At 69.2% G+C, this 14,899-nt stretch carries 12 protein-coding genes; 6 read left to right on the top strand and 6 right to left on the bottom strand.

Annotated features, from left to right (window positions below; translation table 11 throughout):
* The 5 genes from B9S57_RS06020 to B9S57_RS06000 all read left to right on the top strand — a co-directional run bounded on the left by B9S57_RS06020 (window position 1) and on the right by B9S57_RS06000 (window position 5,745).
* Window positions 1-528, top strand: a complete 528-nt coding sequence (locus B9S57_RS06020) for a MaoC family dehydratase (protein ID WP_103514478.1) — start codon at window positions 1-3, stop codon at window positions 526-528.
* A gap of 2 nt (window positions 529-530) precedes the next feature.
* Window positions 531-1,736: an acyl-CoA dehydrogenase family protein gene (locus B9S57_RS06015; RefSeq protein WP_103514477.1), complete on the top strand. Its 1,206-nt coding sequence runs from the start codon at window positions 531-533 to the stop codon at window positions 1,734-1,736.
* 182 nt (window positions 1,737-1,918) lie between these two features.
* Window positions 1,919-2,566 (top strand): phosphatidylserine decarboxylase, encoded by a 648-nt coding sequence (locus B9S57_RS06010; protein ID WP_103514476.1) that lies wholly within the window; start codon window positions 1,919-1,921, stop codon window positions 2,564-2,566.
* Window positions 2,567-2,588: 22 nt separating this feature from the next.
* The gene (gene pssA / locus B9S57_RS06005; protein ID WP_181011249.1) at window positions 2,589-3,407 is read left to right on the top strand and encodes a CDP-diacylglycerol--serine O-phosphatidyltransferase; all 819 of its coding nucleotides are present in this window, start codon (window positions 2,589-2,591) and stop codon (window positions 3,405-3,407) included.
* Between the two features lie 196 nt (window positions 3,408-3,603).
* On the top strand, window positions 3,604-5,745 hold the full coding sequence (locus tag B9S57_RS06000; RefSeq protein ID WP_103514474.1) for a SpoIIE family protein phosphatase: 2,142 nt from the start codon (window positions 3,604-3,606) through the stop codon (window positions 5,743-5,745).
* A 139-nt stretch (window positions 5,746-5,884) separates the two neighbouring features.
* Here B9S57_RS06000 and B9S57_RS05995 read toward each other — a convergent pair whose 3' ends face one another.
* Window positions 5,885-7,258 carry a glycoside hydrolase family 5 protein gene (locus B9S57_RS05995; RefSeq protein WP_103514473.1) on the bottom strand — a complete coding sequence of 458 codons (1,374 nt, stop codon included), beginning with the start codon at window positions 7,256-7,258 and terminating at the stop codon, window positions 5,885-5,887.
* A gap of 283 nt (window positions 7,259-7,541) precedes the next feature.
* Between B9S57_RS05995 and B9S57_RS05990 the strand changes: the two genes are divergently transcribed.
* The gene (locus tag B9S57_RS05990) at window positions 7,542-9,893 is read left to right on the top strand and encodes a discoidin domain-containing protein (RefSeq protein WP_103514472.1); all 2,352 of its coding nucleotides are present in this window, start codon (window positions 7,542-7,544) and stop codon (window positions 9,891-9,893) included.
* Between the two features lie 60 nt (window positions 9,894-9,953).
* On the opposite strand, the gene B9S57_RS05985 is transcribed toward B9S57_RS05990, so the two are convergent.
* The 5 genes from B9S57_RS05985 to B9S57_RS05965 are packed head-to-tail and all read right to left on the bottom strand — an operon-like array spanning window position 9,954 to window position 14,781.
* On the bottom strand, window positions 9,954-11,207 hold the full coding sequence (locus B9S57_RS05985) for an ABC transporter substrate-binding protein (RefSeq protein ID WP_103514471.1): 1,254 nt from the start codon (window positions 11,205-11,207) through the stop codon (window positions 9,954-9,956).
* Window positions 11,204-12,331 (bottom strand): branched-chain amino acid ABC transporter permease, encoded by a 1,128-nt coding sequence (locus B9S57_RS05980; RefSeq protein WP_103514470.1) that lies wholly within the window; start codon window positions 12,329-12,331, stop codon window positions 11,204-11,206. The genes B9S57_RS05985 and B9S57_RS05980 overlap by 4 nt, the downstream gene beginning before the upstream one ends.
* Entirely contained in the window at window positions 12,324-13,214 is an 891-nt protein-coding gene (locus B9S57_RS05975) for a branched-chain amino acid ABC transporter permease (protein WP_103514469.1), read from the bottom strand. Before B9S57_RS05975 ends, B9S57_RS05980 begins: the two co-directional genes overlap by 8 nt.
* On the bottom strand, window positions 13,211-13,996 hold the full coding sequence (locus B9S57_RS05970; RefSeq protein WP_103514468.1) for an ABC transporter ATP-binding protein: 786 nt from the start codon (window positions 13,994-13,996) through the stop codon (window positions 13,211-13,213). Before B9S57_RS05970 ends, B9S57_RS05975 begins: the two co-directional genes overlap by 4 nt.
* Window positions 13,984-14,781, bottom strand: a complete 798-nt coding sequence (locus tag B9S57_RS05965; protein WP_103514467.1) for an ABC transporter ATP-binding protein — start codon at window positions 14,779-14,781, stop codon at window positions 13,984-13,986. The genes B9S57_RS05970 and B9S57_RS05965 overlap by 13 nt, the downstream gene beginning before the upstream one ends.
* Window positions 14,782-14,899: the final 118 nt, after the last annotated feature.

Genomic DNA, 14,899 nt, shown 5'->3' with positions numbered 1-14,899 from the left:
ATGCAGTTCGGACGCACCTATGAGGAGTTCGAGGTCGGTGCTGTCTACAAGCACTGGCCCGGAAAGACGGTCACCGAGTACGACGACCACCTCTTCTGCCTGCTGACCATGAATCACCACCCGCTGCACATGGACAGCAATTACGCCGAGAAGACGACGGACTTCAAGAAGAACGTCGTCGTGGGCAACTACATCTACTCGCTGCTGCTCGGCATGTCGGTGCCGGACGTCTCCGGAAAGGCGATCGCCAACCTGGAGGTGGAGTCGCTGAAGCACGTCGCGCCGACCTTCCACGGCGACACGATCTACGGCGAGACGACCGTGCTCGACAAGACGCCGTCGAGGTCGAAGAGCGACCGCGGCATCGTGTACGTGGAGACGAAGGGCTACAAGCAGGACGGCACCCTCGTCTGCGTGTTCCGCCGCAAGGTGATGGTGCCCACAGAGACGTACATCAAGGAGCGCGGCGGGGAGCAGCCCGGCCGCCCGGAGATCGTGTCCCCGTCGAGCAAGAACGCGGAGAAGTAGCCATGAGCCGACTCGCGCAGACCGCCGGTCTGACGGATGTCCAGCAGGAAATTCTCTCCACGGTCCGGGATTTCGTCGACAAGGAGATCATTCCTGTCGCGACCCAGCTGGAGCACCGCGACGAATATCCGACGGAGATCGTCGAAGGGCTCAAGGAGCTCGGCCTGTTCGGGCTGATGATCCCGGAGGAGTACGGCGGTCTGGGCGAGTCGCTCCTCACCTACGCGCTCTGCGTCGAGGAGATCGCCCGGGGCTGGATGAGCGTGTCGGGGATCATCAACACGCACTTCATCGTGGCCTACATGCTCAAGCAGCACGGCACGCAGGAGCAGAAGGACACGTTCCTGCCCCGGATGGCACTGGGCGAGGTGCGGGGCGCGTTCTCGATGTCGGAGCCGGCGCTGGGTTCCGACGTCTCCGCGATCACGTCCAAGGGCGTACGGGAGGGTGACGAGTACATCCTCAACGGCCAGAAGATGTGGCTGACGAACGGCGGCACGTCGACCCTGGTCGCCGTTCTCTGCAGGAGTGACGAAGGACACCCCGAGGGAACGGCCGCGCACAAGTCGATGACGACTTTCCTCGTGGAGAAGGAGGCGGGATTCGGCGAGGTCCGTCCCGGTCTCACGATCCCGGGGAAGATCGACAAGATGGGCTACAAGGGCGTCGACACGACCGAGCTCATCATGGACGGACTGCGCATTCCGGCCAATCGTGTGCTGGGCGGCACGACAGGCCGAGGTTTTTACCAAATGATGGACGGTGTCGAGGTCGGGCGGGTGAATGTCGCCGCACGTGGCTGCGGTGTCGCACAACGTGCGTTCGAACTGGGCGTTTCGTACGCCCAGCAGCGCCAGACCTTCGGCAAACCGATCGCCCAGCACCAGGCGATCCAGTTCAAACTGGCCGAAATGGCCACCAAGGTCGAAGCGGCGCATGCGATGATGGTGAACGCAGCGCGCAAAAAGGACTCCGGGGAGCGGAACGACCTGGAGGCAGGGATGGCGAAGTACCTCGCCTCCGAGTACTGCAAGGAAGTCGTCGAGGACGCCTTCCGTATCCACGGCGGCTACGGCTTCTCCAAGGAGTACGAGATCGAGCGCCTCTACCGTGAGGCTCCGATGCTGCTGATCGGTGAAGGTACCGCCGAGATCCAGAAAATGATCATCGGTCGCCGGTTGCTCGAGGAGTACCGGTTCCAGGGCTGAAATGTCCCTTACGAGGTGATTTGGTGGCGAAGAACATCACACCCGGTCATCTCCGTCGGGAGCCTTTCAGCTGTCCGACTCGGCTGCTGGCTTGCCCAGTTGCCGCTCGCACCCGATAGCATCGCCGGAAAGCCGCCGTCCCCCCGTTGCCAGCGCGGCATCATCCGCTACGAAGGTCATCCATGCCCGACAGCCAAATCCCTGCAACGCGCGGCGGGGTCCGCCTCGCCCGTGGAGCATCGCCGTGGCTCCTCCCGACCGTCGCCACCGCGGCACTCAGCCTCGCCCGGGCCCGTAGGTCCGGACGCTGGGCCGCCGTGGCCGTGCCCACCACCGCGCTCGCGGCGGGCATGCTCTGGTTCTTCCGCGACCCCGAGCGCGAGATCACCCAGGGTCGCGTCATCTCGCCGGCCGACGGCGTGGTGCAGAGCATCATGCCGTGGAAGGACGGGCGCACCCGTGTCGCGATCTTCATGAGCCCGCTGAATGTTCACGTCAACCGGGCCCCGCTGGCCGGCACCGTGACCTCGGTCGAGCACATCGCGGGCGGGTTCGTCCCGGCGTTCAACAAGGAGAGCGAGAACAACGAGCGCGTTGTCTGGCACTTCGACACCGAGCTCGGCGACATCGAGATGGTGCAGATCGCGGGAGCGGTCGCCCGTCGGATCGTGCCCTACATCCCGCAGGGCACGAAGGTGGAGCAGGGCGAACGCATCGGTCTGATCCGCTTCGGCTCGCGCGTGGACATCTACCTTCCGGAAGGTGTCGATGTCGCGGTCGAGGTCGGCCAGGCCACCACCGCGGGGGTGACTCGAATTGACCGTAGTTGATCCTGAGACGCAGGCCGGATGGGTGCCGGAGGCCGACGAGGAAGACGACGCCGAGGACATGCCGCTCTCGATGCGGCTGTCGATAGCGGACACCCTCACCCTCGGTAACGCCACGTGCGGTTTCATGGCCGTGTACTTCACCACCACGGGCATCCTCATTCCGCACCTCACCGGCAGTGACGAGTCGGGCATGGCCCGTCACTCCGCTGCCACCGCGGTGATCCTCATGCTCATGGCGGCGGTGTTCGACCTCTTCGACGGCCTCGTGGCGCGCAAGCTGCGTTCCTCGCCGATGGGTGCGGAGCTGGACAACCTCTCCGACCTCATCAGCTTCGGCCTGGCGCCGGCGTACTTCGTGCTGGTCTACGGCATGGTCGCGGACGACGCACACCAGCGGGTGTCGGCGCTCGCGGCGATCGTGGTGCTGCTGGCGGTGGTGCTCAGGCTTGCGCGCTTCTCGTGCGTGACCTTGAAGGACGGCATGTTCCAGGGCATGCCGAGCCCCTTCGGAGCACTCACGGTCGTCTCGATCGTGCTCCTGGAGCTGCCCTTCGTGCCGACGCTGCTCGCGATCATCGGAGTGGCGTGGCTCATGGTCAGCCGGGTCGAGTACCCGAAGCCGCGGGGTGTCCTCGCGGTGGCGATGCTCAGCTGGATCGTGGCCGCGATGGGGCTCCTCGCCGCATGGGCGTTCGACGCCCCCGGCGGACAGCTGCTCCTGCAGACCGGCTGTGCGCTCCAGGTCGTCCTGGGGGCGGTGATCCCGCTCTTCGCCACGGCACGGCGGGTGAACACCTTCCGCGACAACCGGCGCGAGGCACGGGCGGCTCAGCTCCCGTAACACCGCACCGCACACGTACGAGGGCCCGGATGCTCCCCAGCATCCGGGCCCTCGTACGTGCGGGGGCGGACCGGCTGGGCGCACCCCGCACGGTCCGCGCCGGCGGCGTCGGCCGTGCGTGTGCGGGGTGCGCGGCCGTGCGGGGTGCGCGGCCGTGCGGGTGCGCGGCCACGTGTCACGAGGGACGCTGGAGAGCGTGCAGGACGAAGCAGCGTCGGTCGCCGCGACGGGTTCGGGCACGGAGCTGCTGGACAGCGCCGTGGCCCACGTCGTGCGTGTGACCGGCGCGTCCGTGGCGATGCTGTACCTGCGCTCGGAACACGACGCCGCGCTGCACCTGGCCGTGCTGGCCGGGGTTCCCGGCCAGCTGGCGGCTCCCTGGACCCGGGTGCCGCTGTCGGCCCCGATACCGGTGGCCGACGCCGTCCGCCTGGGGTGCCTGATCTGGCTCGGCAGCCAGGAGGAACTCGCCCGCCGCTACCCCCGCCCCGCACTCGTCCTGCCGTACCAGTTCGCGCTGGGCGCCGCCCCCATCCGGACCGGCACCGGCTCCGGCGCCCAGGGCGGGCTCGTCCTGATGTGGCCCGGCTCCCACTCCTCGGAGCTGTCGCCCGAGGAGCGCGCCGCCATGGTCGGCGGATGCCACGGCATCGGCATGCTGCTGCGGCAGGCCGAAAGCAGCGGTTACCCGGTCCGCCCGGGCAGCCAGCCTCGCGTGCTGCTCCCCCCGGAGCCACCCCGGCCGGAGCCCTCGGAGGCCGCTGCCGCGGCGGAATTCCTCCAGCGGCTGCCCGGCGGGAGCTGCGCGCTGGCACTCGACGGAAGGGTCACCTACCTCAACGACGCCGCCGCGGACCTCCTGGGGGTCCCGGCCGAGGAGATACTGGGCACCCTGCCCTGGACGTCGCTCCCCTGGCTGAACAACCCTTCCGTCGAGGACCACTACCGGGCCGCCGTCATCGGCCGTCAGCAGACGTCGTTCACCGCGGCACGGCCGCCTGACCGGTGGCTGGCCTTCCACCTGTTCCCGAACGCCACCGGGATCAGCGTGCGCATCCTGCCCACCACGCGGCCCCGCCCCGCCGAGACCCCGCCGGACCGGCTGGCGCCGGTCACGGACGTGCCCAGCCGGGCCACCGCGCTCTACCACCTGATGCATCTGGCGGCGACGCTCACCGAGGCGGTGGGCACCCAGGACGTGATCGACCTGGCCGGCGACCAGGTGATGCCGGCGTTCCGTATCCAGACGCTCGTCGTGATGACGTCGGTGGAGGGACGGCTGCGGGTCGACGGCCGACGCGGGAGCCACCCGGGGCTCATGGACCGTTTCGACGGCGCCCCACTGAGCTCGGCCACCCCTGCCGCACACGTGCTGACCACCGGCATCCCCGAGTTCTACCCCACCTTCACCGAGCTGGAGCGCGCCTATCCCTCGGCGGGTCTCCGCAACGCCGTCGCCGCCTGCGCCTTCCTCCCGCTGATCGTCTCCGGGCGCCCGGTCGGCTCGCTGGTCCTCGCCTACGACCGGCCGCATCCCTTCGAACCCGAGGAACGCGCCCTGCTGACCTCGATCGCGGGGCTGCTCGCCCAGGCGCTGGACCGCGCCCGCCTCTACGACGCCAAGGACCGTCTCGCGCACAGTCTGCAGGCCCACCTCCTGCCGCAGACGCTGCCCGCGATCGCCGGCCTGGATGTAGCGGCCCGCTACATCCCGTCGACCCGGGGCATGGGCATCGGCGGGGACTTCTACGACCTGATCCGGCTCGACGACACCACGGCCGCCGCGGCCATCGGCGACGTACAGGGCCACAACGAGAACGCCGCCGCGCTCATGGGCCAGGTCCGCACCGCCGTGCACGCCTCCGCGGGCGCACCGCCCGACGAGGTCCTGGCCCGCTGCAACCGTCTGCTCACCGACCTCGACCCCGGCCTGTTCACCAGCTGCCTCTACGTCCACTTCGACCTCGCCGGACACAGCGCGCGCATGGCTACGGCCGGGCATCCCCCGCCGCTGCTGCGGCAGCCGGACGGGCAGACCGAGGTCCTCGATCTGCCGCCCGGCCTCCTCCTCGGCATCGATCCGGCGTCGCGGTACCCCACGACGGACGTCCCGCTCCTCCCCGGCTCGGCACTCGCCCTGTTCACCGACGGGCTGGTGGAGGCTCCGGGGGTGGCCTTCGACGACGCCACCGCCGAGCTGGCCGCGCACTTCGCCCTCGCCCTGGACCAGGACATGGAGTCGGTCGCCGACACACTCGTGCGATACGCGAAACGGGCCACGCCCGGCACCGACGACATCGCCCTGCTCCTGATCAACGCCCTGCGGACCGACGGCTGACGGCTGACGGCTGACGGCTGACGGCTGACGGCCTGTCGTACCGCCTTCCGGAAGGTGGAGGGCCCTGAGGTGCCGAGGCGGTGGGACTCATCGGCACCCCAGGACGTTCGGGGGTGTGGCGCAAGGGTCTGCGCGGGGTTCAGCCTCCGTAGAGATCGCTCAGGCTGATGCCGGTCGTACTGGCCGCGCCGCCCAGCCTGACCTCGTGGTCGAGGCTGACGAACTTCCCGCCCGACTGCCAGAGCGCGGGCTTGAGCACCGCGTACTTCGCCTCGTCCCAGGTGGCCCAGTCGTAGCCCAGCAGACCACCGGTGTCACCGGAGTTGGGGTTGAGGCACCAGAAGGTCTGGTGGATGCCGTTCTCCACGATCAGATCCCGCAGGGCGGTCATCCACTTCTGGTTGGGGCCGTTGTCGAGGTGGCCGCCCCACTCACCGATGAACAGCGGCGCGGTGCCGTCCTTGTGCAGGTAGAGCCAGTTGGGGTCCCAGACGTCGCGCTCCAGTGTCGTACGGTCCCACTCCCCCTGGAACCAGGGCTGCTGGTAGACCAGCGGCCCGTAGTCGTGCGGGGAGTAGACCAGTTGGTCCTGCTGGGAGCCGAGATCGACCGGATGGTCCTTGGCCCCGCGCAGATTCCCGCCCCACCACATGCCGTGGTAGTCGGTCGCCGTGGTGGACGACCAGTTCGTGCCGTCCTTGGGGTAGATCTCGATGCCTTCGCACAGGACGAGGAGACGGGGGTTGACCGCGAGGATCCGCTTTCCCGCGGTCTCGCAGGCGTACTTGAAGTTGTCCTGGTCCGTGGAGCCGTCCCACTTGGCGCGGGGACTGTCGGACTGCTTGCCGTGCGGCTCGTTCTTGACGTCCATCGCCACGAGCGTGTCGTTGCTCCGGTAGCGCGCGGTCACCCACTCCCAGGCGGTGTAGAACTGCTCCGGGGTGATCGAGCCCTTCCACCAGACCGGGTGGACATGGCCCGAGTTGTCGGCCTCGGCGCTGTGCACGTCCAGCATGACCTTGATGCCGTACTTCTCGGCCACGCCGAGGAAGGCGTCGAAGACGCCCAGGGTCGTCTTGCCCTCGAGTTCGGGGTTGGCCCAGGTGTTGACGGCGCTGGAGGTCGCGGCCTGGCCGTTCTTCCACTCCAGCAGGAGCTGGGTGGAGATGGGCACACGGACGATGTTGATGCCGCGCTCCGCCATCTGACGGGTGACCGTGTCCAGGTTGGCCGACCAGAGCCCGTGGAAGACCCTCTCGGTCGCGTTGAAGCCGAACCAGTTGACGCCGGTGAGCCAGACCCGGTTGCCCTGCTCGTCGACGATCCGGTTGCCCTCGGTGTGCAGCCAGTCGGTGCCGGCGCCCGCCGCGGGCGTCACAGCCGACTGCCGGGACGCGGGGCCGTCCGGCGCCGGCTGCGCGGCGACCGGCCCGGACGCCGTCATCAGCAGGGCGGTAGCGGTGACGGCGGCGGCCAGCGCCCTGCCCAGTCGTTCTCTCGTCCGTGGCTTCATCCGTTGTCGCCTTTCATGGGGGTGAGGCGGTCAGCCTGGATGGGAGCGCTCCCATACCGTTGCCCATATGAAGCCAGGACCACGGAACGGCTGTCAATGGACATGACAATCTTCACTTCTTGAAGACGTATGCCCGCCGCGACCGCTCGCTATTCCCGCACTTGAGTCATTTATTTGAGTGAAGAAGACGAAATTTTGCGCAGCACCGTGGACTTCTTTATTGGCGTGCTCCTAGCCTGTGGGGCGTCCGCAGAGCCCATCGAGCCGCAAGGACGACCCACACGTGACCCCACCACCGCCTGGACCACGACTCCTCGGACGCTCCCTGTCCGCGTCCCTCTCCCTCGCACTCACCGCGGCCGGAACCGCCGCGGCGTTCGTACTGGCAGGCGCTCCCTCCGCGCAGGCCGCCGCGGTCCCCGCCCCTTCGCCCGTCGGGATATCCGGGCGGGGGGCCACTGTCCCGTTCAAGGAGCAGGAGGCCGAGTACGCCGCCACCAACGGCACGCTGATCGGACCGAACCGCCTCTACGGCACCCTGCCGTCCGAGGCGTCGGGCAGGCAGGCCGTCACGCTCGACGCCGCCGGTGAGTACGTCGAGTTCACGCTCACCGCCCCCGCCAACGCGATGACCTTCCGCTACTCGCTGCCGGACAACGCGGCCGGGACGGGCCGGGACGCCTCTCTCGACCTCCGGGTCAACGGCAGCTCGCTCAAGAGCGTGCCCGTGACGTCGAAGTACGGCTGGTACTACGGGGGTTACCCCTTCAACAACAGCCCGGGCGACACCAACCCGCACCACTTCTACGACGAGACGCGGACCATGTTCGGGTCCACCCTGGCCGCCGGGACGAAGATCCGGCTCCAGGTGACCTCGACGGCCGCCTCACCGTCGTTCACCATCGACCTGGCGGACTTCGAGCAGGTCGGCGCCCCGGTCGGCAAGCCATCGGGCGCCCTGGACGTGGTGAGCGACTTCGGCGCCGACCCGACGGGCGGGGCCGACTCCACGGCGAAGATCCAGGCCGCGGTCGACGCCGGGCGCACCCAGGGCAAGGAGGTGTACATCCCGCAGGGCACCTTCAAGGTCCAGGACCACATCGTCGTCGACAAGGTGACCCTGCGCGGCGCCGGCCCCTGGTACAGCGTGCTGACCGGCCGTCACCCCACCGACCGCAGCAAGGCGGTGGGCGTCTACGGGAAGTACGCGGCACAGGGCGGCAGCAGCAACGTCACGCTCAAAGACTTCGCCATCATGGGCGACATCCGTGAGCGGGTGGACAACGACCAGGTCAACGCCATCGGCGGCGCCATGTCCCACTCGGTCGTCGACAACGTCTGGATGCAGCACACCAAGTGCGGCGCCTGGATGGACGGCCCCATGGACGACCTCACCATCAAGAACAGCCGCATCCTGGACCAGACCGCCGACGGCGTGAACTTCCACTACGGCGTCACCAACTCCACGGTGACCAACACCTTCGTCCGCAACACCGGTGACGACGGACTGGCCATGTGGGCGGAGAACGTCCCGAACGTGAAGAACAAGTTCACGTTCAACACGGTGATCCTGCCGATCCTCGCGAACAACATCGTCACGTACGGCGGCAAGGACATCACCATCTCCGACAACGTCATGTCGGACACCGTCACCAACGGCGGCGGGCTCCACATCGCCAACCGCTACCCGGGCGTCAACTCGGGTCAGGGAACGGCCGTCTCGGGTACGCACACCGCGGCACGCAACACTCTGATCCGGACCGGGAACAACGACTTCAACTGGCAGTTCGGCGTCGGCGCGATCTGGTTCAGCGGGCTCAACGAACCCATCGACAACGCCACGATCAACATCACGGACAGCGAGATCCTGGACAGTTCCTACGCCGCGATCCACCTGATCGAGGGCGCGAGCAACGGGCTGCACTTCGACAACATCAAGATCGACGGTGCCGGCACGTACGCCCTGCAGATCCAGGCACCGGGCACGGCCTCGTTCAACAAGGTCGTCGCCACGCACATCGCCCAGTCCAACCCGATCCACAACTGTGTCGGAAGCGGCTTCCAGATCACCCAGGGCACCGGCAACTCGGGCTGGTACGCGAACCCGCCCGCCTGCACGGGGGTGTGGCCCGCCCCGGTGTGGACCAACGGCGGTGTTCCCGGCGGGTCCGGCGGGCCCACCGATCCTCCGGACCCGACCGACCCGCCCGAGGAGACGGGCAACCTCGCCCAGGGCCGCCCCATCACCGGGACGAGCCACGCCGACGTGTACGGCGCGGGCAACGCGGTCGACGGCAACGCCAACAGCTACTGGGAGAGCCGTAACAACGCCTTCCCGCAGTCCGTCACCGTGGACCTCGGTGCCGCCAAGGCGGTCAAGCGGCTGGTGCTGAAGCTTCCTCCGGCAGCCGCCTGGGCGACGCGCACGCAGACGGTCGGTGTCACGGGCAGCACCGACAACTCCGCGTACGGCACCATGAAGGCACCGGCGGGATACACCTTCAACCCGTCGAGCGGCAACACCGCGACGGTGACGCTCAGCGGGACACCCGTCCGGTACCTTCGGCTGACGTTCACCGCGAACACCGGCTGGCCCGCGGGCCAGTTGTCGGAGGTGGAGGCCTACACCAGCTGATCACGCACCCACGACGACGGGCCCGGCCATCACGGCCGGACCCGTCAGCGTGCGGGAGGATCAGGGCTTGAGCGAGAAGGACTCGGCGGCCGGGGCCACCTCGGCCGGGCGGACCACCTTGAGGCCGCCGGGGGCCTTGGCGTCCGGCTTCATGATGACGGTCTCCTTGGTGGAGGGCGCCGCCGGGTCGGTGAAGTCGTGCGAGATCCCGAAGTCCGCGCCGAAGTCCTTGATGGTGAGCAGGGCCTTGTCGACACCCTCGCGGGTGAGGTCCTTCGACTCGCAGGCCGCCTTCAGCGCCTCGCCGAAGACCGTCGCCGCGTTGTATCCGGCGATGACGCCGTTGTCGAGTCCGTCCTTCGGGTACTTGGCCGCGTAGGCCTTGGCGAGCTTCGCCGGGCCCTCGGCCGGGTCACCGATGGGCAGGGTGGAGGAGCCGATGTAGTAGTCCTTCTGCAGCGCCGCGCCCGCCTGGGTGGCCAGGAGCTGCGGGGCGTACGCCGAGTTGTTGCCGACCACCGGGACGTCGAAGCCCGTGGCCGCGGCCACGCCCACCAGCGAGGCGGCCTGGCGCGGTCCGGCGCTGATGACGATCGCCTTCACACCGGCCTGCTTCAGCGCGGAGACCTGGGCGGTCATGTCGTTGTCGGTCGGCTTGATCTTCTGCTCGACGACGGTCAGGCCCGCTTCCTCGGCCGCGTGCTTCGAGCCGGCCAGGGCGTTCTCGCCGTAGTCGCCCTCGAAGTAGACGTGACCGATCTTGTCACCCTTGGCGATGCGCTTCTCGTCCAGGAGGAAGTCGATCAGGTTGATCGTCTCGACGTCGTACGTGGCGCCGATGACGCGCACGTACTTGGACCCGACGAGGTTCGCCGACCAGGCCTGCGGCAGGACGATGCCCTTGTCCTGGCCGTCGATGCGCGACTCGACCGCGGCGACGAACGGGGAGCCTATGAACTGGGTGAAGCCCAGGACGTTCGGTTCCAGCTCGGTGTAGGCGCCGATGGCCTTCTGCGGGTCGTACGCGTGGTCGCGGACGGTCAGTTCGATCTGCCGGTCACAGATGCCTCCGGCCTTGTTGGTCTCCTCCACCCAGAGCTGCTGGGCCTGGGTGACGCTCTTGCCCAGCGAGGCGTAGACCCCGGTCATGTCGGTGAGGGCCCCGAGGGTGATCTTGGAGTCGGTGACCCCCTCCCCGGCCTTCACCCCGTTCTTGTCGGCGGCGCCGTCGTCCGACGACTTCGCCTTCTCGCTGCATCCCGCGAGGGTGAGGGTGAGAGCCGCTACGACGGCTCCGACAACACGTAGCTTCATTTCTTCTTCTCCCCTGGAGTCTTCAGACGCGCAATGCCGCCGGGCAGGAACAGGACGACCGCGACGACCGCGGCGCCGTACAGATAGCGGGACGCCTCCCCGGGTGCGATGCCGCCCGTACCGGGGGCGGACACCAGGGGGAGGGAGTCGCTGTAGTGGGTGAGCACCTGAGGGAGCAGCGACACGAACGCGGCGCCGATGACGGCTCCCGCGACGCTGCCCAGCCCGCCGATGACGATCATGGCGAGGTATTCGAGGGACAGGACCATGCCGAAGTACTCGGGCACGGTCCGCTGGAAGACCAGCGCGAGCAGGACGCCCGCGAGGCCCGCGTACATGGAGGACAGGACGAAGACACCGGCCCGGTAGCGGGCCACCGGCACACCCATCACGCCGGCGGCGATCCGGTGGTCCCTGATGGCGTTGAGCGCGCGGCCGGGCCGGCCGCGCAGCACTCCGCGGGCGAAGAGCCCGCTGACCAGAAGGGCTCCGAGGCCCAGGTACCAGAGCTTCTCGGACGACTGGAAGGGCACTGCGGCGACGACCACCTCGGCGTCGTCGAAGGTGAATCCGAAGAGCGAGAGCGGCGGCACCGGGCGGCCGTTGAAGCCGCCCGTGAGCGACTCCGCGTTGAAGAGCACGTGCTGGCCGATGAAGATCAGCGCGAGCGTGGCGATCCCGAGGTACGCTCCGCTCAGCCGCCCCGCGATGGGGCTGAAGAGCCCTCCCGCCGCGCCTGCGAGGAGCACGGCCAGGATGGCCGCGAGCCAGGTGGGAAGGCCGAGGCCGGTGATGCTGTGCCCGTTCTCCGTGCTGCTCTCCCCTGCCAGGATGCAGTAGCCGTACGCGCCCACCGCGAGGAAGAAGGCGTGCCCCATGGAGAGCTGGCCGGTGGAGCCGGTGAGGAGGTTGAGCCCGATGGCCCCGATCGCGGCGGCCATCGCGAACAGTCCGGCCTGGAGCCAGAACCGGTCCAGGTAGAACGGGAACAGCAGGAGCAGGACCGATCCTGCCAGCCAGAGGTAGGGAGCGGGGCGGCGCAGCCGGCCGGTGAGCGGCGCCCCGGTGGCGGGCGCGGCGGCGGTGGGGGCGGGCGCGGTGACGTCCTTGGTGGCTTCAGACACGGGACAGCTCCTTCGTACCGAAGAGTCCCGCCGGCCGGACCAGCAGGACGACCACCATCACCAGGTAGGGCGCGAGATCGCCGATGCCGCGTCCGAGGAAGGAGAGGTCGCTCTGGTAGCCCGTGGCGAGTGATTCGGTGACTCCGACGAGGAGCCCTCCGACGAGCGCCCCGGTCGTGGAGTCGAGGCCGCCGAGGATCGCGGCGGGGAACGCCTTGAGCGCGGCGAGTGAGGTGGCCCGCTCCAGGCCGGGGGTCGGGAACACCGTGAGGAAGAGCGCGGCGACGGCGGCGAGTGCCCCGGCGACCGCCCAGGCGGAGAGGGATACCCTGCCGAGCCGGATGCCCATCAGCGCCGCGGTCTGCGGATTCTCGGCCGCGGCCCGCATGGAGACACCCCACGAGGTGAAGCGGAAGGCGAGCAGGAACACGGTGATGAGCAGCCCCGCGACGAGGAACGCCGCGATGCGGGTCTCGGCGAGGGTCACGCCCCCGATGGTGACGACGTCGTCGCCCCACGGGTCGCCGAGCGACATGACGTCCGTCCCCATGCGCCGGACGAGTTCGGTGGTGAGGAGGATGTCGACGCCGATGGTGACGATGGCCAGCACGCTCTGGTCGCTGCCCCGGTAGCGGCGCATCACGAAGAACTCGACCGCGGAGCCGACGACCGCCGCCCCCGCGATCCCGACGCCGAGGGCCGGCCAGAAGCCGATGTCGTCGTGGAGGACGGCGGTGACGTAGCCGCCCGCCAGGAGCAGCGAGGCGTGGGCGAAGTTGACGACCTCGGTCGCCTTGAAGATGACGACGAAGCCCAGGGCGATCAGTGCGTAGACCGAGCCGATGGACAGGCCGCCGAGGAGGAGTTCGATGAAGGTGGTCATTCCTGTGCCCCCAGGTAGGCCTGCACGACGGCCGGGTCGTTCTGGACCTCGGCGGGCGTACCACCCGCGATCCTGCGTCCGAAGTCGAGTACGGTCACCGCGTCCGCGAGCCGCATCACCACCCCCATGTCGTGTTCGACCATGACGATCGAGATGCCGAGGCTGTCGCGTACGCCGGCGACGACGGCCGCGGTGCGGCGGCGCTCGTCGGCCGTCATGCCCGCGATGGGTTCGTCCAGGAGCAGGACCTCGGGCTCCATGCACAGGGCGCGGCCCAGCTCGACGAGCTTCTGCTTGCCGTACGGGAGGGCCGCTGCCGGGAAGTCGAGTTCCTTGTCCAGTCCGATGAACTCGGCGATCTCCCGGACGCGTTCGAGATGGCGCTGTGCCTCGCGGGTCGCGGAGGGCAGGCGCAGCCCGGAGGCCACGAACCCGGCGCGGGTGAGCCGGTGGCGGCCGAGCATGAGGCTCTCGGCGACGGTTGCGTGCGGCGGCAGGGCCAGGTTCTGGAAGGTGCGGGCCACGCCGAGGTCGGCGATCCGGTGCGGGGAGAGCCCGGTGAGTTCGGTGGACCCCAGGTGCACGCTGCCGGACGTGGCGCGGTAGACCCCGGAGAGCACGTTGAACGTGGTGGACTTGCCCGCGCCGTTGGGCCCGATGACGGCGTGCACGCTGCCGGGTTCGACGGTGAAGGACACCGCGTCGAGGGCGGTGAGTCCGGCGAAGCGCACGGTCACGTCGCGCACGGAGAGGGAGGCCGGGGCGGTCGTCACGCGGACCACCTGCTCAGGGCACGGGTGACGCCTTCCGCCTGTGCGGCGTCCTCGGCGGCGTCCTCGTCGACGACGCCGAGATAGCGGCGGCGTACCTCGTCGGATGCGGCCAGCTCGTCGGCCGGCCCGTCGAGTGCGACCTCGCCGACGTCCAGGACGTACGCGGTGGAGGCGAGCCGCAGCGCGATGGCCGCGTTCTGCTCGACGAGCATGACCGAGGTACCGCCCGCGTTGATCTCCTGGATCGTCTCGGCGATCTTCGCCGCCATGAGCGGTGCGAGGCCGAGGGACGGCTCGTCGAGCAGGAGCAGGCGGGGCGCGGCCATCAGGGCGCGGCCCATCGCCAGCATCTGCTGTTCGCCTCCGGAGAGCAGACCGGCGCGCTGGTGCGTGCGCTGGGCGAGCACCGGGAAGAGTTCGTTCACGCGCTGGAGGGCGGCGGCAGCGGCCTTGCGCCCGCCGCGTGCCCCGAGGGCACCCGCCCGCAGATTGTCCGCCACCGTCATCCGGGCGAACACCTGCCGCCCTTCCGGCACCTGGATCACTCCCGCCGCCACCACCTGGGCGGGGCGGAGCCCGTCCAGGGGGCGGCCGTCGAAGCGGATGGTGCCCGTGCCCGTCCCGCGGTGGAAGCCGAGGGTCCGCGACACGGCCCGCAGCAGCGTGGTCTTGCCGGCGCCGTTGCCACCGAGTACAGCGGTGATCGCGCCGGCCGGCACGTCGACGGAGACGTCGCGCAGGGCCCGTACCGGGCCATAGCCCACGGACAGTTCGCGGATCTCGAGCGTTGCCATGCGTCCTCCTCCTTCCGACTGGTCGTTGTGGTGCCACAGACCAGCAGCGGGCGGAGCGCGCGTCCACGGCCCGGGGCGCAATCGCTGCGGGTGACCAGTCTTCGACGGGCCCCGTTGT

Source organism: Streptomyces sp. SM10 (assembly GCF_002910915.1).
Taxonomy (GTDB): domain Bacteria; phylum Actinomycetota; class Actinomycetes; order Streptomycetales; family Streptomycetaceae; genus Streptomyces.
Note: the sequence above shows the minus strand (reverse complement) of the source record. Positions and strands in the feature narration are given on the sequence as shown.

Coding starts and splice junctions, on each gene's coding strand:
- B9S57_RS06020 (WP_103514478.1), top strand. CDS start 1: ATGCAGTTCGGACGCACCTATGAGGAGTTCGAGGTCGGTGCTGTCTAC.
- B9S57_RS06015 (WP_103514477.1), top strand. CDS start 531: ATGAGCCGACTCGCGCAGACCGCCGGTCTGACGGATGTCCAGCAGGAA.
- B9S57_RS06010 (WP_103514476.1), top strand. CDS start 1,919: ATGCCCGACAGCCAAATCCCTGCAACGCGCGGCGGGGTCCGCCTCGCC.
- B9S57_RS05995 (WP_103514473.1), bottom strand. CDS start 7,258: ATGAAGCCACGGACGAGAGAACGACTGGGCAGGGCGCTGGCCGCCGCC.
- B9S57_RS05985 (WP_103514471.1), bottom strand. CDS start 11,207: ATGAAGCTACGTGTTGTCGGAGCCGTCGTAGCGGCTCTCACCCTCACC.
- B9S57_RS05975 (WP_103514469.1), bottom strand. CDS start 13,214: ATGACCACCTTCATCGAACTCCTCCTCGGCGGCCTGTCCATCGGCTCG.
- B9S57_RS05965 (WP_103514467.1), bottom strand. CDS start 14,781: ATGGCAACGCTCGAGATCCGCGAACTGTCCGTGGGCTATGGCCCGGTA.